General features: G+C 42.5%; 13 protein-coding genes. 2 read left to right on the top strand and 11 right to left on the bottom strand.

The features are described 5' to 3' along the window. The first annotated feature begins 156 nt into the window (after window positions 1-156). Window positions 157-2,526, top strand: a complete 2,370-nt coding sequence (locus tag QNI22_RS33320) for an ABC transporter permease (protein ID WP_314517828.1) — start codon at window positions 157-159, stop codon at window positions 2,524-2,526. A gap of 494 nt (window positions 2,527-3,020) precedes the next feature. Here QNI22_RS33320 and QNI22_RS33315 read toward each other — a convergent pair whose 3' ends face one another. The 3 genes from QNI22_RS33315 to QNI22_RS33305 all read right to left on the bottom strand — a co-directional run bounded on the left by QNI22_RS33315 (window position 3,021) and on the right by QNI22_RS33305 (window position 5,164). Then, window positions 3,021-4,010, bottom strand: coding sequence for a hypothetical protein (locus tag QNI22_RS33315; protein ID WP_314517825.1), 990 nt, complete (start codon window positions 4,008-4,010; stop codon window positions 3,021-3,023). A gap of 83 nt (window positions 4,011-4,093) precedes the next feature. Next, window positions 4,094-4,720 carry a helix-turn-helix domain-containing protein gene (locus QNI22_RS33310; RefSeq protein ID WP_314517823.1) on the bottom strand — a complete coding sequence of 209 codons (627 nt, stop codon included), beginning with the start codon at window positions 4,718-4,720 and terminating at the stop codon, window positions 4,094-4,096. A gap of 66 nt (window positions 4,721-4,786) precedes the next feature. Beyond that, a complete protein-coding gene (locus QNI22_RS33305) occupies window positions 4,787-5,164 on the bottom strand; it encodes a hypothetical protein (RefSeq protein WP_314517822.1) in 378 nt (125 codons plus the stop codon). A 797-nt stretch (window positions 5,165-5,961) separates the two neighbouring features. Between QNI22_RS33305 and QNI22_RS33300 the strand changes: the two genes are divergently transcribed. Continuing rightward, window positions 5,962-8,268 carry a histidine kinase dimerization/phosphoacceptor domain -containing protein gene (locus QNI22_RS33300; RefSeq protein ID WP_314517818.1) on the top strand — a complete coding sequence of 769 codons (2,307 nt, stop codon included), beginning with the start codon at window positions 5,962-5,964 and terminating at the stop codon, window positions 8,266-8,268. Between the two features lie 245 nt (window positions 8,269-8,513). Here QNI22_RS33300 and QNI22_RS33295 read toward each other — a convergent pair whose 3' ends face one another. The 8 genes from QNI22_RS33295 to QNI22_RS33260 all read right to left on the bottom strand — a co-directional run bounded on the left by QNI22_RS33295 (window position 8,514) and on the right by QNI22_RS33260 (window position 19,635). Further along, window positions 8,514-9,266, bottom strand: coding sequence for an SDR family NAD(P)-dependent oxidoreductase (locus QNI22_RS33295; RefSeq protein ID WP_314517815.1), 753 nt, complete (start codon window positions 9,264-9,266; stop codon window positions 8,514-8,516). 49 nt (window positions 9,267-9,315) lie between these two features. Beyond that, entirely contained in the window at window positions 9,316-10,323 is a 1,008-nt protein-coding gene (locus QNI22_RS33290) for a helix-turn-helix domain-containing protein (RefSeq protein ID WP_314517813.1), read from the bottom strand. A gap of 231 nt (window positions 10,324-10,554) precedes the next feature. Continuing rightward, window positions 10,555-10,761: a hypothetical protein gene (locus QNI22_RS33285; RefSeq protein ID WP_314517811.1), complete on the bottom strand. Its 207-nt coding sequence runs from the start codon at window positions 10,759-10,761 to the stop codon at window positions 10,555-10,557. Between the two features lie 234 nt (window positions 10,762-10,995). Continuing rightward, window positions 10,996-12,306, bottom strand: a complete 1,311-nt coding sequence (locus QNI22_RS33280) for an amylo-alpha-1,6-glucosidase (RefSeq protein WP_314517808.1) — start codon at window positions 12,304-12,306, stop codon at window positions 10,996-10,998. A gap of 23 nt (window positions 12,307-12,329) precedes the next feature. Next, on the bottom strand, window positions 12,330-15,500 hold the full coding sequence (locus QNI22_RS33275) for a GH92 family glycosyl hydrolase (protein WP_314517805.1): 3,171 nt from the start codon (window positions 15,498-15,500) through the stop codon (window positions 12,330-12,332). A gap of 55 nt (window positions 15,501-15,555) precedes the next feature. Then, the gene (locus QNI22_RS33270; RefSeq protein WP_314517803.1) at window positions 15,556-17,310 is read right to left on the bottom strand and encodes a class I mannose-6-phosphate isomerase; all 1,755 of its coding nucleotides are present in this window, start codon (window positions 17,308-17,310) and stop codon (window positions 15,556-15,558) included. Window positions 17,311-17,322: 12 nt separating this feature from the next. Further along, window positions 17,323-18,270, bottom strand: coding sequence for an ROK family protein (locus QNI22_RS33265; RefSeq protein ID WP_314517801.1), 948 nt, complete (start codon window positions 18,268-18,270; stop codon window positions 17,323-17,325). A gap of 24 nt (window positions 18,271-18,294) precedes the next feature. Then, window positions 18,295-19,635, bottom strand: coding sequence for a sugar porter family MFS transporter (locus tag QNI22_RS33260; protein ID WP_314517798.1), 1,341 nt, complete (start codon window positions 19,633-19,635; stop codon window positions 18,295-18,297). Window positions 19,636-20,184: the final 549 nt, after the last annotated feature.

Below are 20,184 nucleotides of genomic sequence, written 5' to 3'. Positions count from 1 at the left end.
ATCAATGCTTGTTAGTAAATCTTAAAAACGAACAATAATTGTCCGAAAACGGACATTCGGTAGAGGTTTATCTCCCTGTACAAGACTACAAGGAGTTTTAAGCCTCTGGTATAATCCTTGAGACGCCTATCTAGGGATTATTAATGTTATATACCTATGTTCTACAGCTACTTAAAAACCGCCTGGCGCAATCTGCTCCAGAATAAGACCTTATCGTTTATCAATATTATTGGTCTTTCTCTGGGGGTAGGCTTTGCTTTGCTCATTGGAATGTGGATTCATTTTGAACAGAGTTTTGATAAGTTTAATACCAATAAGGATCGTATTGCTTTTGTGGGAAGGCATCTGCTGTTGAATAATCAGAAAAGTACTGCCCTATCTGTTATGTTGCCCTTGTATGATGAGCTTAAAGCTAATTATCCGGAAGTAAAACGTGCGACGCGGTTTGACTGGGGGAGGATGCATAGCTTGGTGCAGGGCAACCACAAATTTAACAAAGAAGGTATCTATGTGGATCCTGATTTCCTGGAGATGTTCACCTTAGAAGTGATAAAAGGAAATCCGAAAACTGCTTTGATCGATCAGAATGCCATTGTGCTCACTCAATCACTCGCAAATGCATTATTTGGTTCTCAGGACCCTATCGGAAAACTTATTACAATTGATAATCAATACCCTCTCCAGGTGACTGCTGTGATGAAGGATGTTCCGAAAAATTCATCCATACAATTTGAGTTTCTGGCACCTTTCTCCTTTCTGATTCACCAGAATGAGGAAATCAAAGGCTCACGAACAAGATGGAATAATAATTTCCTGGGAACCATCATTGAGATAAAAGAAGGAACTTCTATGGAAGCACTTTCTCAAAAACTCAGTCCTTTGCTTAAAGATAAAGATACTGGAATAAAAGATCAGAAGTTGTTTCTTTTTCCAATGGTAAGATGGCATTTATACGATGATTTTACTAATTGGGTAAATACGGATGGAAGGATTGGCTACCTGCGTTTGTTTGGAATTATTGGTATCTGTGTTTTGCTTATCGCTTGTATTAATTTCATGAATCTGGCCACTGCCCGCAGTGAAAAACGTGCCAGAGAAGTTGGCATTCGCAAGGCAGTAGGTTCTCAACGGAGCCAGCTGATTGTGCAATTTCTAACTGAGTCGTTGTTGACTTCTTTTGTTGCCTTTGTACTTTCATTGGTATTGATTCAATTGATATTGCCCTCATTAAGCAATTTTGGGCTTGAAGATATAAGACTTGATTACAGCCACCCTGGTTTTTGGATGGCTGTGATTGCTTTTTGCCTTGTTACTGGTTTGCTGGCGGGGAGTTATCCTGCTTTCTATTTTTCCTCATTTTTGCCAGTACGGGTATTGAAAGGTGTGCTAAAGCAAGGCAAAGGCACACTCAGCTTCCGGAAATTTTTGGTGGTATCACAGTTTGCTATTTCAATCGGGTTAATCATTTGTACACTTGTAGTGTTTCTTCAGGTCAAACATGCCCAAACACGCCCCATTGGGTATAATCCGGATAACCTTCTTATGCTGAATAGCAATCCGGATCTGCTAAAAAATTACAATGCGCTAAAACAGGATTTGCTGAACACAGGATATATTGAAGCAGTTGCCAAATCGTCCAGTGGCATGACTTGGGTGAACAATGATTTTCCCCATTTTAGCTGGGAAGGAAAAGATCCCAATACAACTATTGCATTGGATGTGGTGATGACTGATTGGGATTATGAAAAAGCTACACAACTGACATTTTTAGCAGGCCGACCCTTTACAAAAGAATTCGCAACGGATTCCAATAGTATTATTCTGAATGAAGCTGCCCTGAAACTAATTGGGTACAAAGATCCTATTGGTAAGACGATCAAACTTGGGGATAAGGTGTTGACTATTGTAGGTGTTATTAAAAATGTACTTATGAGAGATCCTTTTAAGTCTGTTGCACCTGGTGTTATTTTATTTAATACAGATAATATAAATGTCATTTTGATCCGGTTAAAAAACAATGCAGGTCTGAAGTATACCCTGAATACAATTGAACCCATTATTGGAAAATACAATGCTTCTCTACCCTTTGACTATTATTTCGCAGATGAAGAGTTTGCAAAGAAATTTACTACTGAAAATCAGGTAGCCAGATTGGGAGGTATATTTGCTGGACTAGCTATTTTTATTTCCTGTCTGGGATTATTCGGGTTGGCTATGTATATGGTTGAACGTCGGGCCAAAGAGATTAGCATCCGAAAAGTATTGGGTGCCTCAGTGACGCATCTCTGGTTATTGTTGTCCAGAGAGTTTGTCTGGATGGTTGTCATTGCCTTTTTGATTGCTTCTCCTATAACATTATGGGTGATGAATGGATGGTTGAGGAGATATGAGTATCGCGTTGAGATCTATTGGTGGATTTTTGCCATTGCTGGTATACTTGCAATCAGTATTGCTTTGGTCACAGTGAGTGTACAAGCTATTAAAGCCGCCCTTGCCAATCCAGCAAATCGGTTGAGAACAGAATGATTATTGATCATGTAAAGTTATTCGTGAAATTAATCTTACCTGAATCATCCTGGTAAGATTGATATGGGTTCTCCCGAACTTTAAGGAGAAGGATTTTATTTTGGAGATGGAAGATGGTCGAGTAAAGTAAAAAGAATAAGCTATAAATTGAACAATGATGCCTTCAAACGCAAAAGGTTGTAATTGTGCGTTGGAAATCTTTTCCCGCTAGGAAAGCCCCTGGCTTTGCGCGGGGAGGTCCGGCAGAAAGTACCCTTTTTTGCTCACACACAAATCTGGCTCACCAAATTCTCGTTTGGTACCCTTTTTTGGCAAGCAAAAGATGAAGAGGTTAGTGGAAGAATAATGTAAGGGACAATAAGCAGACTCAGGAAAAGAGATTTCTCAAAAGCTAACCAGCATCTATACTCTTTTCAAAAGCATAGATGCTGATTTTGTAAAACAAGCATTTCATTCAATATTCGGGATGGATCATATTAACAGAACTATACTGTTTATTTTTTTAAAGAATGACTTATGCCAAATTTTTTGTTTTTGGTATCGACTATCAAAATGTAATTCAGAAAAAGTGCATTACCTGTCATTCCGCCAATACCGATTTTCTTCATTTGCATAACCTGTGCATTGCTAACACCATCCATATACGTTACAGTATGGATAGGCAATTTAGTTGTAGCTATTTCAATACTATCTTGTGTAGGGAAGGTGTTGGCTGTCATAACCTTCTCCCATGACTTTACCTGGTATTGAAGGGGTGTGGAATTGGGAACGGAAAGAGATAAACTTGTTTCTTTATCTGTTAGAAGTGGATATGCACTTGAGCCTGTGTCAAAATAAAGAATAGTCTTTTTGTTTTTCAACAGAGCAGGTAACAGGATGCGTTTCCCTGTAAAAATGAAATCCGATAAACTGAAGTCTGAGGCAATCTTTGTAGGGATACTATCGCCAATAAAAATCTTTTTTGCTGGATAGTCAATTACCAGGGTCTTATTCTCAAAGAAGTCAACTCCAATGGTTCCTATAATCTCTATACTGTTCTTTTCTTTCCAGTGAATCGATGTGCTATCAAATTGCCTGATCGTTATTTCTTTTGCCAGTATCTTCTTTTTACCTATTCGAAATGAGAAGTTAGTTACTCTATCTGCTGAGTCTTTTATCTGTACTGATTTAGGATATCTGGCTTGTATAGCTTTTAGTTTATTGGTATAAAACAGTGAATAAGGAGAGCCTGAATCAAACTGCATATAGAACAATTTGTCACAGTGTGGGATTTCCACAGGGATTAGCAGAGCTGAATAAGATTCTGGCTTTGACTGAAGGGTATCTGTATACCACTGAAAGTCCAGTTGATAATCTTCTGTAGGTACTATCAGTGTATTGGTAGGTGTTTGGGGTATCTGCTGAGCCAGACATACGTCTGCAAAGGGAGGTATGAAGTAAATGATCATGAGCACACTGGCTCTCAGAAGTGTAGTAGTTTGCATAGGAGTGTGATGGTTTATCAGATGCAAAACTACGGAGCAGACCAATGAACGTCTATAGACATTTGCACGTCATTTCCACGAAATTAGGCAATAACAGACGTCTTTGAGACATAAGAGGACGCTAAATGAAGTTTTTGTATCTGGAAAATTTGCAAAAGAATAATGACTGTATTCAGTGTATAACAGAAGAAAAATGTCCATATAAAATCTAGTACGTAAGGACTTGCAGCATATTTAACCTGAAGGAAGTTAAAGAGAAACGTTAGCAAAAGCAGCACATGAAACGATATTACCCAATAAATCTGACTGAGAATTACTTTTCTGGCAAAACAAATGATGGCAGGATGTTGCTCCTTTCGTTTCTTTAAAAGAAACGATGGAACAAGAAAGTGTACAAATGGGATGATCAGATACACAAAGCAGGAAAGACAAAGTAATCGTAGAAAATGTTTGTCCTCTTCTATGCTGGAAGAGTCCTCTTCATGCAGATCTTTTGTGAGATTTTGCTCAGGAGAATTGAGTCCTAGTAGTTCTTCATAGGGTATTTCTAAGGCAGTAGCAATAGCTTTTAGCGTATAATTGCGGGGGGTACTTTCTCCACTTTCAATTCGCTGAATAGTTCGGGCTGTAACTTTTGTTAAGGCAGATAGCTCTTCCTGGGTTAGTCCTTTGCTTTTTCGGGCATTACTGATTTTGTGATGTAGGGTCATCCTAGGTTTATTTTGTTTCTTTCAGGTAGAAGTAGAGCAGATTTTTTATACTATCTGCTCTACTAGTTAGGTATATTGCTCTACTATTTCAATTTTACTAACTAGGCTTATATCCAAAATAGCCATGCTAGACACATACTGGAAACTATAGCCAATTGTGAGTAAGACGTTTCTGTTTCTATATTTATAATAATCAAAGGGATATTCTTCACTGATATATCCGAGGTTTGGAAAGCTCAACTCATAATCCATATTGACACTAAATTTATTTAACTTCCATACTAATCCAAAGCTTAGTCCATAATCTGTTCTGTCAGGTTGTTCTTTGTTTGAACCAAATGTATTTGTTTTTGTCTTCTTATCGGGATATCGGCACCTGTTGTATTGTATGATCTTTACATATTTCTTTTCCTCCAATGCCATAAGCAAAATAGGGACCTGCATTGGCTCCAATTTTTGAGATCGAGTGTAACGAGGACTTAGTTGCTATTTTAAGAGGTGCCTGAAGGTAGATTTGATTGGTTGTCTTCTTCCAGTATATAAATAGGAGGGATAAGTGAACCGATCCATATATCCGCATCTTTGTGTATAGTGCCTTTGGTTGTTACTATAAGAGCATATTGCAGGTAGAAGATTTTAGAGAGTGCATACTCTCCTGTGACTTCTAAGTGAAAGCCAACCTATGATCTTTTATACCGATAAGGTAGTTAGTAGACTCTTCTGCATCGGAAATATTCACTCCTGCCTTTACTCCAAAAGTGAATGATGTGTTCTGTGCAAGCAAAAAATATGACCCGAAAAGTAAGGAGATTAGTAAAACGAGTCTGTAGTGTCGCTGCATAAGGTAATACAGTGATGGATAGTAGAAAATTTGCTGAGGAGTTTCTTTATTTCAAGCTTTTACTGTTGCCATTTGGGTAGTTGTCAGTAATTGCCAAAAGTCTAATCTATAAATTATTTTGTGTTACTATACGTGTTTTTATGAGTGACTTTCTATGAAGAACTGCTTTGCGAGTACTTTTAGTACTTATCCAAAGGATAACATTTCAGTAAAGCAAAACACGTAACAATAGCTGTATCAATTACCAGGCAAAAATCTGTTTTGGAGTTAAACGTATAGTATAAAGCACTATATTTTTCTACTAGCGCCTTTCCCAGAGTGTTTTCAGGCAGTATCTTGAATATATTTGTTTTACAAAGAAGAGCTGATAATGCAATCAACTATATACTTCTTTATTACTATGGTATATCTAACCCAGAGTTTTTATGTACTGCTGGTAAGCTTTTTCTGTTGTGCTAATCTGGCAATAAAAGCAGAGTCCTTCTATCCGATACAAAAGCAAGACCCGGCAGATAGTATACGCAGGCTCCTGGAGCAAAGTAATCTGAAGCGTGCTGATACCAACCGAGCGAATCTATTACTGCAACTAAGCGCATACTATTTAAATAGAAACCCACCCAACGCTGACAGTGCTTACCTATACGCCAGGCAAAGCTATATAGTAAGCAATGTTCTTCATTTTCAAAAAGGAAAGATTGAAAGTATTTACTTATTAGGGGATGCATTGGTGTGGAAAGGCAATGGGCAAACGGGGCGAAGCACCTTATTGAAAGGTATTTCCCTAAGCAAGCAACAAGGAGATACACTACAGCAGGCAATGGGCTGGCTATATGTGGCTGCCAGTTATGGGCGGACAGAAGCCGAAATACCTGAAAAGATTCGGGCCTTTGAACAAGCTATGCTTCTCTTCCGACACATCGGAAATAAAGAGAAAGAAGCCAATGCGCTGAAAGAAATTGCCGATATGCACTTCTGGCAGGGAAAATCAGCCCAGTCTTTGGGTGAGTTATTACAGGTAGTAACCCTTTACCGATCCATTAACTATCCTAAGATCCATTACACCTATGATCTGCTTGTAGCGGTAAACAAACAATTAGGTAATTACAAGGATGCTATTCAGTACGGATTAGCTTCGATTGAAAGCGCACGGGCTGCACAGGATACCACCTCATTCGGTCTTTTCCATGGGCGGCTCGGAACGATCCATGGAGAATTAAAACAATGGGAAGAAGGATTGCTTTATTTAAAAAAAGCTCTTTGGTACTTTGAGCAGGATAAAAATATCTGGATGGTACTTCATACTGCCCGACTTATTTCTGCTAATTTAATTGCCCAGAACCGACCCAGGGAAGCACTTGATTTCTTTCTGAACATTATCAGGAAATATCCTCCTGAACATGTACATGCTACCTTGGAAGTAGAAAGATCATTGGGTGATTGCTACCTGGCCCTAAAGCAATATGCTCAGGCCGAAAAACATTATCTTCAAATGATCCATATTGAAGAGAGCCGGGATAGAAAAGGGGAACATACCATCGTTACCTATGAAAAAGCGGGCAGCTTTTACCTGGCTATACAACAATATGATAAAGCAAGGGCTTACCTGGAGAAGGCTTTGCGTTTACAAAAGGAGGCAGGTACGCTGCTTACTATCGCTGATATTCATTTAAAGTTATTCAGGATTGACTCAGCTCAGGGAAGGTATCCGGCAGCGATTACCCATTATCAGCACTACAAAGCGTTGAATGACTCTATCTTTAATGAGGCAAAAAGTAAGCAGATTTCTACTTTGCAAATCCAGTATGATACCAGGCAGAAAGAACAAAATATTGCACTTCTCACCGAGCAGAATCAAGTGCAAGCAGGGCGTATCAGGCAAAGAGAGATTCAGCGCAACAGCATTATTGCTGGAGCCACATTGTTGTTGCTGCTTTTAGGGCTTATTTACAGGCAATACCAGGTCAAAAAGCGTAACAATGAGCAGTTGCAGGCTCAGAAACTGGAAATAAGCCGTCAAAATGTAGCATTGCAAGAGTTGCTCAAGGAAAAAGAATGGCTGCTTAGGGAGGTGCATCATCGGGTAAAAAATAACCTGCAAATGGTAATCAGTTTACTTGAATCACAATCGGCCTACCTGGAAAGAGAGGCCCTGCAGGCAGTCAGGGATAGTCAGCACCGGGTATTTGCCATGTCACTGATTCACCAGAAACTCTACCAGGAGCATAATGTAGCTACTATTGCTATGTCAGTGTATTTGCACGAACTGGTCCACTACCTGCGCGACAGTTTTGATATCAGCCAACGCATCCGCTTTGAATTACAGATCCAGCCCATTGAGCTTGATGCTACACAAGCGATTCCACTGGGGTTGATTCTCAATGAAGCCCTCACCAATGCACTCAAATATGCATTTCCCAATAACCAGGACGGCCTGATCCGGATTTCACTCATCGAACAGGCAGACCATCATTTTCTGCTTACAGTGGCTGACAATGGTGTGGGATTACCTGATGGTTTTGATAGTTTGACAACCAGTACTTTAGGCATGAAACTCATGCAGGGGCTTAGTCAAGATATCAATGCCCGATTGGAAATTGAAAGCCAGCAAGGTACCTGGATTCGGATCTGGTTCATGGCCCATCCTGTGTTAGGCCAACTACCTGTAGACAGTCTTCCGCTAGCAGATATGCTAAACGGGAAACCTTAAGGGTTGTGATCAGTTTTTAGAAGCCAATCCTGAGGAGATAATTCTGGATTCACTCCAGTATACTCTAATACAGCTTGGGCGTGTGATGATTCGTAACTTACTTGCTGAGAGAGGGTTGTTGCATATTTCTCCGACAGATGACCATGCCATTTGACTGCTCTCACACGAATAAGTTGGAGTCCTAAAATAAAAACATACCGGACGGTTGATAATAGCTTCAAGAGTCCGGTATGAAAAAAATACTGTTAGAGTCCTACTCCCCCGGTTGCTTCAATACGCTGGCCGTTGATCCATCGGGCATCCTCACTACACAGAAAGGCTGCAATGCCCCCTATATCGTCAGGTAGTGCTATACGACCTAGTGCGGAAATCTGGGCAGCAAAGGCTCTCATCTCAGGTGTATCGGTCATGGCGCCTCCTCCAAACACAGCTCCAGGAGCAATCGAATTGACAGTAATCCCTCTTGGTCCAAGCTCGGCTGCCAGATTTCGGGTAAACACGTCCATGCCCCCTTTCATAATACTGTAGGCAGAGACGCCCGGATAGCTGATACGTGCCACTGCCGAAGACATATTAATAACACGACCTGCATTGTTGAGTAAGGGAAGCATTTTCTGAGTCAGAAAGAATACACCTTTCAGGTGAATAGCATACATCTGATCAAACTCTTCTTCGGTTTGGGTGGCAATAGGTGAAGTATGACTCGTACCGGCATTGTTGATTAGAAAATCAAAATGATCTGTCTCAAAAGTATTCTTTAGAACCGATGTAAGTTTGGTGTAAAATGCGTCAAAGGTGCTGGTGTCTGCCGTATTCAAACGCAGTGCTGCGGCTTTGCGACCTAAGTCTTTTAGTTGAGTTACTACCGATTCGGCTTCTGTTTGCTGGCTATGATAGGTAATGATAACGTCAGTTCCTTTTTTTGCCAGGCTCAAAGCTATGTCTTTGCCGATACCGCGGCTACCGCCGGTAACCAGCGCAATTTTATTTGTTGTCATTGGGTTAATGTTTACAGTAAATGAACACTGCAAAGATCTACCCCTTACATCAGATTTGTTTTGTATACCTCAATCCGTCTTTTGTATAAATCAATCCTCTGTCTGATTTAGGCTTTCTGGTATTACCTTCTGCCCGGAAAGCGGCTGGAGAAAGCAGGGTCTGACGTTTGAAGAAATGGGAGAAGTGCGCAACGTCTGTAAATCCAAGACTGTCTGAGATTTCTGCCATAGTCCAATGTGTTTTCTTTAACAAAACCTGCGCCTCCTGTGCAATGCGTTCGGAAATCAGATCGGTTGTGGTACGTCCTGTTTCTTGTTTGAGAATCTTATTCAGATGATTTACATGAACGGCCAGCACATCTGCGTACTCTTTAGCTGTACGTAAACGCACCTGTTGTTGTGGGGTCTCAATCGGAAATTGTTGTTCCAGTAATTCAATAAAGAGTGACGTGATTCGTGCCGATGCACTATGAGTAGGATGAAGGGTTGTGGCAGGCTGCAATTTTTGTCCAAAGTGAATCAGTTCCAGCACATAGGTTCGCAACAGGTCATATTTGTAGGCATAGTCCGATTTCAGTTCTTCCTGCATCCGCTGAAAAATAGCCATTGCCCGCATACACTGCTCATCAGAAAGTACAAATACAGGATATTCGTTTTCGTCAAAGATCGGTAGTTCATCCAGCACAACCCCACTTTTTAGCGGTTGCAAAAATTCCGCGGTAAAGACACAAAACTTACCTGATAGGTTCATCTCAAATGGATGCCAGTAGAAGGGCATTTTAGGCGTGGAGAAAATCAAAGCAGCTTGTTTAATATCGAAAACCTTGTTGGGGTATATCACCTGACTGGCTCCAATGGTAAGGCTTATCTTGTAAAACGATCGGCATGGATAGGGAGAGGCAGGTGTTTGCTGAATATTTTTAAACAGGTTATTGATATCAAACAGATTAAAGTGGCCTACCTGATTCTGAATATCACTGGGTAAAAGTGCAGTCAGATCCGTATGGGTACAGAGAGTGATTTCTTCATACAATTCGGTCAATGAAGCTGTTTTCATAGGACAGTATTTATACAGTAGTTTTGTAAAATTCAAATATAAGGCTTACTCTTGAAGAGAGCTACATAATAGCTGATAAAAAAGGAAATATTTGAAAAGCTGAACTGCATAACAATACCTCTGGTTCATACATGATAAAAAGTAGTATCTTAGTAAGGAGGATATAGCAATTAGATTTCGTGTCATAGATAGGCTGATTTTTTGGAATTTATTATTGGGGAGAATGTATATTCAAAAAACAGGTGTCATTTCAAATGTAAAAGCAGGTTGTTTTTGATTCTGCTGAAGAATCACGCCTCTTTTCTGACTTCCTACAGTGAGCGGTCTTTCTCTTTTTTTATCCTCCTTGAAAGGATCATTTTCTCTTTTTGTCCTTCTTAAAGAACCTTCCCGCCCACGCTGATGCGTGGCAGGCAGTTGTCGGGACAGGTGTGACAAATAGAGCCATTTTTGCTTTCTGAGAAGGAATATTCTCCAGTCGGAAAGGCCGCTAACATTGCAACGAGATTGTTACAGAAGGCTTTCTGTGTAGTTTGCCTTGATAGCATTGAACGGATGTTTGAATAAATTTGAATAGTGACACTAAAAACAAAGCCTACACTTCTAAAAAGCATAGGCTTTGCTTACTATGTCAGACTGAATTGTATCCAAAGTCTGGAATGATTCATATTACTACTGTTTCTCTGTAACTTTTTGTTGCTCCGCCCACTCTTCCAATAGTGTGATTGCCTTATACAATACACCTGCTGATCCGCGGAAGGTACCTGAACCTTCAGGTTTGTTCTGAGGAGTATACCATTCGTAAAATCCCTTATTTTTGACGGCTCTGTCAGCCATAGGTTTTAGCTGTTGTATGGCCTCTTCAATGAATCCATAACGCACCAGTTGTTGAATCATTCTGCCTCCAAACCAGTCCCAGTCGCCTCCGTTCTGATAGCCATAGGGATACATTCCCTTGTTTTTGAAATACCCTTGCGGATAGGGAGGATAGACTGTAAGTCCAATGGTTTTTGCTCCACTGGCTTTTACATTTTCGATCATGTGTTGAAGGGAAGCTTTGATTTCATCTTTGGATAGCAGGTCGGCTTCTATCGCAATAGCTGTTCCTCCATGATAGTAAATACTATCTTCATTAAACTCTTTCGGAAATGGGGAGGACGTGAGATAAATATGTGGTTTGAATTTTTGCTTCTTCGCATCCCAGAGATGTTTCCTGCAGTTAGCTGCGATAGACTGACGGACAGTTTTCCAGCGTTGTTGTTTTTGTGGTAACAGGTGAATCAGATTGTCCAGTGCAATGATAAACATGGCATTGTCATAGATGTCAAGGGTATAGTGAGTCTGATCGGTAATAAATACCCCCCAGTCATGTTCAGGTTGTACATCGCCCCAGTCCACTGTAGTTGCTCCGTATAGAAGTCCATGTGTTGTATCCAGACGGTGAGTCAAAAGATAATCCATCGCTGCTTCCAACCGGTCTGCGATAGTTTTGTCTCCGATTTTTGCAGTGAGAAACGTGGTGTCTTTGGTAACAGTTATGTATTTGTACACAGCCTGAACCAGCGAAGATTCCTGATCCGTCTCTACCGTATTTTTATGTCCGGCATAGCGGGGTTCCAGGTCAGAATAGATATAGTCGTAGCCTCCTGCTGCTTTTTGTCGTGGAATAAATCCATCTACGATATTGCCATCTTTGCCCTGAAGCCGGAAAAACACTTCGAGATTTTCGCGCAAAGCCTGTTGAGGGGATACTTTGGCGGATAGCTCAATAAAGGTGTTGTAGTCCCGTATCCACACCTCTCCATACCCGTCTCCGGCATTGAATCCGGTTTTGACTATATCCAGTGACAACTTTTTCACTGTCGCATAAGATGGATTAGCTAGAATGGAATCTGCAAGGGAATGGGTTGGGGGTTGCTTTGACTGGCATGAACCAAGTAATACAATCCCTATAAGAATCAGTAACGATATATTTTTAGACATAAGAATGTAAAGTATAGATAAGATTATTCAGCAACTGGCGGTGGTATAATGCCCCAGTTTTTATTGGGTTGTGGTCCCATTTCCAGTACCAGGCTTCCTCCTTTGAGGAGTGCACTGGCTGAAAACCAGCAGGCGTTTAATTCTTTGCCATTTAATACAGCTTTTTGAACAAACTTGTTGGTTCGGGATGCATTGTGTGCTTCAATGGTAAACGATTTTCCCCGGCCATACTGACTGCCTAAGTCAATCACTACTTTGGAATAGAGAGGGCTGCCAATTTCATAGATAGGATCAATCCGGCAACCACCATCTGTCTGAAATAATCCCAGTGCAGCCATGATAAACCAGGCACTCATCTGTCCCTGATCCTCGTCTCCTAAGTAAGCATTGGAAACTCCTGATCCATAATAACGATCTACAATAGAACGGCTCCACTGCTGGGTAAGCCAGGGTTGTTTTACCCAGTTAAACAGAAATGCAAAATGCATTGACTGCTGATTTCCCTGTATAACCGGATAGTCCCAGTACTGATCTCCGGGTGCATTAAACCGGAGCTTTTCACTTTCTGTAAAGCCCCAGTTGAGCCTTTTGATAAATTCGTTCTGTCCAATGATCTTTGCCAGTGCAGGTACATTCTGAGGAACAAAGAACGTGAGCTGCCATGCATTGCCTTCGACGTAATGCTCATTTGCGCCTGATTTAAAGGGATCAAAGTTTGCCTGCCAGTTACCATCCGAACCTCTCAGGTGGGCATACCCTGTTTTGGGATTGATGGCATTTTGCCACCAGTTGGCACGATCTGAAAATTGCTTATAAGAAGCTTGCTGGCCAAGTGATTTGGCAAATTGTGCTACACAATAGTCATCAAAGGCGTATTCCAGTGAATTTGAAAAACGTCCCTTATCATAAGGAACAAACTTGTGGGTAAGATAGGGTTGCAGGTCTGCATTGCCTGCTAAGCCGTTTCCTACCTTTTCAGGCAGGGTGGTTTGTGTTTTAATGGTTGCAGCCAACGCTTTGTTTACATCATAATCCCGAATACCCATCTGATAAGCACTGACCACAAGCGGAATTTCGTGTTCGGCAACCATCACCGGAATATATTCCATTCCTGCAGGGCCTTTAGCCAGCCAGCCATTGGCATCATACATTGCCAGCTGGGATTTAACCCATCGGGATGACCATTCCGGGGTAACCAGATTCCAGAACTGGTTCAGGTTCCAGAATGTATTCCAGAAGGCATCACAACCTAGTGCTACATCTTTTGGATTGGCAAACTGGTGAACTTTCTCTGTTGCATCTACCCATTGGCCATTGACATCACTCCAGGTATTGCGGCTACAGAGAGCACGATACATATTGGTATAAAACCGAACCTTTTCTCTTCTGTCGCTGGTGCTGATCTGAAGGCGGGATAACAGTTCATTCCAGGTTTTAACCTGAGCCTGACGCACTGCATTAAAGTCCCATCCAAATGGCTTGACTACCTCGGTTTCCAGATTGAGCCGGGCATTTTCCAGGCTGACCAGTGAAAGAGCCGAACGGACCTGTACAACTTTGTTTTGCTCGGTATCAAATTCGGCATAAGCTCCTGCATGGGCAGGTTTTATGCGATGGATCTGATTGGTGTTTTGTATCGAATCATTGATCCATGTACCTAGTTGTCGTATCGGTTGATCAAACTCAATGACAAAATAAATGGTATACTCCTGATCCACTCCTCCAGACCAGGCATCAGGTGTTTTCTGCTTGCTGAAGCCTTCTATGGTGTGATCATTTTTCTGTTTCACTTCCAGTTCTTCAATATGATAGGTATACTCAGCCGGAATCTGAAAGTCGACCATCACCCGAGAATCTTTCCGGTTAGGGAAGGTATAGCGCTGAAATCCGCAACGGGTTGTAGCGGTTAGTTCAGCCTGAATGTCATAATCAGTCAGATGAACTTTGTAATAACCCAATGGGGCTTGTTCGGATGCTTTATCCATACGGGATCGATAGCCTTGTCCGGGATGTTGGGGATCGCCTACCTGTATTTTGAGCGGACCATTGACTGGCATAATGCCAATAGCTGCCATTGTCCATTCATGAATGTGGCTAAACGAGCCAATGCTTTCAATGCTCGGGTCATAGCCTGCCTGCCATCCGGCGGGTTGATTATCAGGACTGAGCTTTACCATGCTGAAAGGCATCCAGGGGCCGGGAGCTATCATCCAGCGGGAATGGGCTGACCCCATCTGTGTGTCAACATAGTCTGCCGGAGTGATTAGGGGTTGTGCTGAACGTGCTACTTTACCTTTTAGTAGTGTTTTGCCATCCAGCTTTATTTCATACTCACTTTGTTTGTTTTGTGTCACCGCAGGCATAGGTGCTTCCAGTTGGTAACGTCCTGTTTCAATGGTCTCTTCCTGTATTTTTACCTTATCCAGCCATACACTCAGACGGGGTTTGCCTGACAGATGTTCCAGATCTATCAGCAGAGGCTGATAGGGTTTGCCGTCTTTTTCAATCTGATAGGCAGCAGGTTGTATCGTGCGGACAAACACCTGAGAGGGTTGGGTTATCTTTACATTTTGTGGCCCTTCCAGTCGTATCTGGTCAAACAATAACCAGGAGCCTTGCAGAATGGTTAAGGTGATTTCGTTGCCTGATTGAAGCCATTCAGTACGAAAAGGTACTTCCAGCGTATATTTTTTTGCACGAAACAGATTGCCTGTCAAGGAGGAATCCCCACCACCAGCAGGAAGCTGATATGTGGTAGCATGCCCATTGATGCTAACCTTGAAAAGGGGAGGATTGGTAGCTGCATTGTCAAGCAGATTCAGAATCAGTTTCCAGTTACCAGTAGCAGGCTTCTGGTCGATCCCAAACAGAATACTAAGTTGCTGATACCGAACACCGGAAGTAGGGCCTGTGCCACCCCATCCGTCCGCCGGACCAGGCAGCGCATAGGGCCAGTCAGTAGCAGGAGAGGAGCGACCAATCAGATAGTAACGGTCTTCCCAGCCAAAATCCTGGTTGAGGAATTGACTGAAACGGGAGGGAGCCAGCGCAAACTCTGTTCCCTTGCCATCCTGAGAGCCAATCTGCCAGATTACATGGGACTGTCCCCATACACCTGGTAGTGGAAGGCAGAGAAATATCAGATAAAAAAGCCATTTCCTTCTGGCATAAGAGAAGTGTTCAGCTATAGTCATTGTGGTTAATGAGTGGTAACAGATGGATGATAGTTTTCTCAGAGAAACTTACGTTTTAGGGTATCGGATTTCTCACATACGCTTTCATTGTTGCATACATGGATGAATTCCCAATAGGACGAACGGTATATTCTCCCACAGCAGCAGGGACAACAAATGTTTCTGCATAATGAACCTCAAACGGAGCGAATGCCTGTGTTGGACTTTCCACCAGTACCTGATCTCCTTCTACCAGATTCAGTACATGGACAGTACCTTGTGTATGGTGGGAAACCTTAGTCGTAAACCAGTGTCTTCGTGTTTCGATAAATTCCAGTGCATGTAGTCCGGTACGTTCTTCTTTCCAGCCTTCGCCACTAGCTAGTATTTCAATCTGGTCCAGAAGCTGCTGAGCTGTCCAGTTTTGATCCCGTTCCCATTGAATAACCTTGCGTCCGTGTTCAATGTGAATTGGCCGCGGTTTTCCATCGAGTCCCATTCTTCCCCAGTCCCAAAGCTTGAAAGTAAAGATATAGGGGGTGGCACTGATTTCAAGTACCATGCTGTTTTTGCCAGAACAATGGATGGTTCCTGCCGGGATCAAGGCATGATCGTGTTTTTTGACAGCCCACTTGTTTACATATTCATCTGCATCAAACGGATTACCAGAATGTTGTGCGTCCTCTAGTGCAGTAATCATCCGGTCAGGGTCAATTCCTTCTTTCACCCCAAGATAGACAAAGGCATCGGGTTTGGCATCCAGAAAGTAATAGCTTTCATCCTGCGTATAAGGCATCGAAAAGTGTTCATGGATATATTCTCGGGTAGGATGGACCTGAAGACTTAGGTTGCCTCCATCCATGGTATCGAGCATGTCAAACCGGATTGGAAACTCTTCTCCAAAAACAGCATGTACATGCTCTCCAAGTAAAGCTTGGGCATGCAGGAAAACCAGATTGATAGCAGGTGTTTCCAGTGAGATGTCTCCAAAAGCCAGAAGCAGGCTGTTTTCCTCTGGTACACAGTCAAACCCCCAGGCAAAGTTAACTACAGAGCTATCCAGACCCATCACCTCTTTCATCCATTGTCCTCCCCAAGGACCCGGATCAAAAAACGGTACAGGTCGGAAGGGTTGTTTTACCAGTTGAGAAAGACTCTCCAGATAGGTAGATCCGGATACCATTTTCGGAACCTCTGCCTGTACGGTATCCAGGTAGTAATTCAGACGGGTAAATAATGTCTTTTTGTGTAGGTCGAGTACCCGCCAGTCAATAAAGTAACTTTGTTTATACAAACGGGAAAATGCTTCAGTTGCATTATCTGCTCCCAGGTTGCTTACCTGCTTTTGTCGCATCCGCAGTTGAATCTCCCAGCGTGGCATATCCAGATACAGCAACAGGTCTGGTTGTGGCGCTACATACGAAGCTCCCTCTCCATACACAATTACCAGTCCTGTCCGGATAGCCTGAATTTGTGCCTGAATAGCTGATACTTTCTCTTCCTCAAAGAAATCCTTGATTGTTAGATTGGTAATTCTACCAAACACAGGGTCATCGGTTAAGTCCGGATCGACCATTTGCCTGCATTGCTCTACGGATTTAAAGGCATCCGTACTTTTAAAAAAGGCAGTATGTGGCAAAGACCGAAAGGCGCTTTCTGCTTCTGTATGATTGACACCCTGATAGGTATCCACAACAAGGATCACCCGTTGTTTTTGGAGTTCCTGTAACTGATTGGTGAGTGCATCTAAAATAGCAGGCCAACCACTAATAACCTGTTGAGAATCTGCAGAGACAGTTGTTTTAGGAAATTTATCGTAATGAGATGACATAACACCAAAAGATTAATGAGTATAGCTGGTTAGTAGATAATCCATTCCTAGCAAAGCCGCAAATTCAATCTGTTCGGCAGCGACAATGGAGACATTATTGTTTTTACTCCAGCTGTGTTTTTGCTCCATGTGTTTTACATAAGGGATTATAATTTCACTATTATGCATGATGCCACCGCCAACAATCACTTTTTCAGGATCATAGGCATGAATCAGATTGATAATCCCCAGAGCCCAGGCCTTCAGGCTATGATGCACTAGTTTATTGGCAAGTGAATCGCCTATTTTAGCTTGCTGAAACAAGGTTTGGAAGTTTATCTCCTCCTGTCTGGCTAACGTGCTGGACGGAAAGATAGGCGAACTTTCGACCAGATCCTGTAGTGCCCAGCCAGAACTTTCGGTTTCCAGACAACCAATATTTCCACAGTTGCACACACGACCATCCAGGTTAATAGTCATATGTCCACCCAGATTGCCTGCCAGGTAATTTCTGCCGCGTACTAGTCGGCCATCCATGATAACTGCTGAGCCAAACCCAGTACCCAATGTAACCAGTACCAGATCATTGGATAATTTGCCTGCTCCATATTGCCATTCTCCTACCAGGGCTGCCCGTGCATCATTCTCAATAGCCAGAGGGATATTCCAGTGAGTTACTGCCCAGTCTGTAAGATCGATATCTTTGGCATTGGGATATTTGACATAGTCAGACAGAATACGTTTGTTTGGACTGTCTACAATACCCGGAAAGGCAATGCCTATCCCATAGGGTACTATGGATGTCTGACGAATCAGATCATTGATTACCGGTACCAGTTCGTTGAGAATGCTTTCGAGACTGGCACGGGAGGAGGCGGGTTGTTTGTGAACCGTTACGATTTTTCCCTGGTGCACAATACCAATCTTAAGGGTAGTGCCTCCCATGTCAATAGCTATCGCTGCTTTGGAATTTGGTGTCATGGACAAAAAAATAGGTAGATACAATTACTTCCACTGTTGTTCTATCTCTTCCAGTGTCAGATTCTTTGTTTCAGGAATGTTTTTCAATGTGAATAAGAAGAGCACAATAGAATTGCCCATGAAGATCCAGAACAGATAAGCTCCTCCTACACTATCCAGCAGGATAGGAGTAAATTGTGTAATAAGAAGCACTCCTACCCATACCATGCCTGTAGCGACAGACATCGCCACGCCCCGTGTTTGGGTAGGGAAAATCTCTGAAATAATAATCCAGGGAATGGGTCCGAGTGAAGAGGCAAAACAGGCGATATAGGCCAATATGGCAATCAACAACCAGGGACCTGAAAGAAGAGAGAAGTAAAAGCAGTACCCAACTACTCCCAGGCAGATTGTCATACCTGCCACACCCCAGAGGAGCAGTTTTCTACGTCCCTGCCAGTCGACCAGCCAGAGGGCCACAATGGTAAAGATGGTATTGATAATGCCAATCAGAAATGTTTGCATGAAGGCTGAGTCAGCCGAAAAGCCTATGCGTTTGAAAATTTCCGGGGCAAAATAGATGATGGCATTGATTCCGGTAATCTGAGAAAACAAGGCCAGCACAACACCGATACTCAGGGCTTTCCGAAGTCCGGGTGCAAACAAGTCGCTAAATGTGCCTGTCTTTTTCTCCAGAGACTCCCTGATTTGTTCACGGATAGACTCTGCCTGTTGTGTACCATTGACGGCCTTGAGAATGTCCAGTGCCTGTCCGATTTTCCCTTGCTTGATAAGCCAGCGTGGACTTTCCGGAACAAAGAACAAGAGTATGCCAAACAGAATGGCCGGAATCGTTTCAGACCCTAGCATGATCCGCCAGCCGGTTTGTGTATTCCATGCCTGATCACCCATAGCCGCAATCTGCATGTTTACATAGTAAATCAGGTTAATTCCAATCACGATGGCAAGTTGATACAAGGTTACCAGTCTGCCTCGTATATGAGGAGGGGCAATTTCGGCAATGTATAGTGGGGAAAGCATAGAGGCAGCCCCAATGGCTAGTCCACCCACAAAGCGAGCCAGAATAAAGAGAGACAGACTATTGGGTAATGCCGTTGCAATCCCTGAAATGGTAAATAGAAACGCTGTCAGCAGCAAGGCTTTTTTACGGCCAAACTGATCACTGAGATAGCCTGCGAAAGCTACACCCGCCACACATCCCCAGATGGCACTGCTGGCTACCCAGCCAACCATGGTGGGCGAAAGATCAAACCGGGCTTGTAAAAAACCGATAGCACCCGCGATTACAGCTGTATCATATCCGAAGAGCAGTCCGCCAAGAGCTGCTACCAGACATACTCTGAGAACAAAAAGAGAATTAGCCATTGTGCAATAATTCCTGATAAGTAAAGTCAGTACCTGAGAGCCTTCTGTTCAGGCTTTGTCAGGTTTGTGTTGAGTTGTAAAGATGGAGGGGTTTTTCAGAAAAGAACCTGCATTTTGCGTTTATAAGCTGTCCAATTGCGAATGGATTATTTGAATAGGAAATGGGAGGATGAGAAGAATGTCTTTTATCCTCCTGTAAAGAATATTCCCACTACTGGCTAGTATCTATACTTGTTTATACTCTCTGTCTTCACTCTTCCATCAGCTTCTTTCATTCTTATTTGTTTGTATCCAAAATTGGTTTAAAGTCCAGAACATTTCTCTTCTTATCGCCGTGTCACTTTTTTGCTTGCCCAAAAAAGTAACCCAAAAAGGGCACTTTCTGCCGAACCTCCCCCCGCAAAGCCATGGGCTTTCCTCGCGGCAGAAAGAAGGCCAACGCACAGATACAACCTTTCGCGTTTAAATGCATCTTCACTCTCTTTGTACCAAAAAATAATCTGATTATTCCTTACCTCTAGCACATGGCACAAAGAAAATAATGGTCAC

This window comes from Xanthocytophaga agilis (assembly GCF_030068605.1).
Lineage (GTDB): Bacteria > Bacteroidota > Bacteroidia > Cytophagales > 172606-1 > Xanthocytophaga > Xanthocytophaga agilis.
This window is presented reverse-complemented; position numbering and strand designations above follow the sequence as displayed.

Coding starts and splice junctions, on each gene's coding strand:
- QNI22_RS33320 (WP_314517828.1), top strand. CDS start 157: ATGTTCTACAGCTACTTAAAAACCGCCTGGCGCAATCTGCTCCAGAAT.
- QNI22_RS33315 (WP_314517825.1), bottom strand. CDS start 4,010: ATGCAAACTACTACACTTCTGAGAGCCAGTGTGCTCATGATCATTTAC.
- QNI22_RS33310 (WP_314517823.1), bottom strand. CDS start 4,720: ATGACCCTACATCACAAAATCAGTAATGCCCGAAAAAGCAAAGGACTA.
- QNI22_RS33305 (WP_314517822.1), bottom strand. CDS start 5,164: ATGCAGGTCCCTATTTTGCTTATGGCATTGGAGGAAAAGAAATATGTA.
- QNI22_RS33300 (WP_314517818.1), top strand. CDS start 5,962: ATGGTATATCTAACCCAGAGTTTTTATGTACTGCTGGTAAGCTTTTTC.
- QNI22_RS33295 (WP_314517815.1), bottom strand. CDS start 9,266: ATGACAACAAATAAAATTGCGCTGGTTACCGGCGGTAGCCGCGGTATC.
- QNI22_RS33290 (WP_314517813.1), bottom strand. CDS start 10,323: ATGAAAACAGCTTCATTGACCGAATTGTATGAAGAAATCACTCTCTGT.
- QNI22_RS33280 (WP_314517808.1), bottom strand. CDS start 12,306: ATGTCTAAAAATATATCGTTACTGATTCTTATAGGGATTGTATTACTT.
- QNI22_RS33275 (WP_314517805.1), bottom strand. CDS start 15,500: ATGACTATAGCTGAACACTTCTCTTATGCCAGAAGGAAATGGCTTTTT.
- QNI22_RS33270 (WP_314517803.1), bottom strand. CDS start 17,310: ATGTCATCTCATTACGATAAATTTCCTAAAACAACTGTCTCTGCAGAT.
- QNI22_RS33265 (WP_314517801.1), bottom strand. CDS start 18,270: ATGACACCAAATTCCAAAGCAGCGATAGCTATTGACATGGGAGGCACT.
- QNI22_RS33260 (WP_314517798.1), bottom strand. CDS start 19,635: ATGGCTAATTCTCTTTTTGTTCTCAGAGTATGTCTGGTAGCAGCTCTT.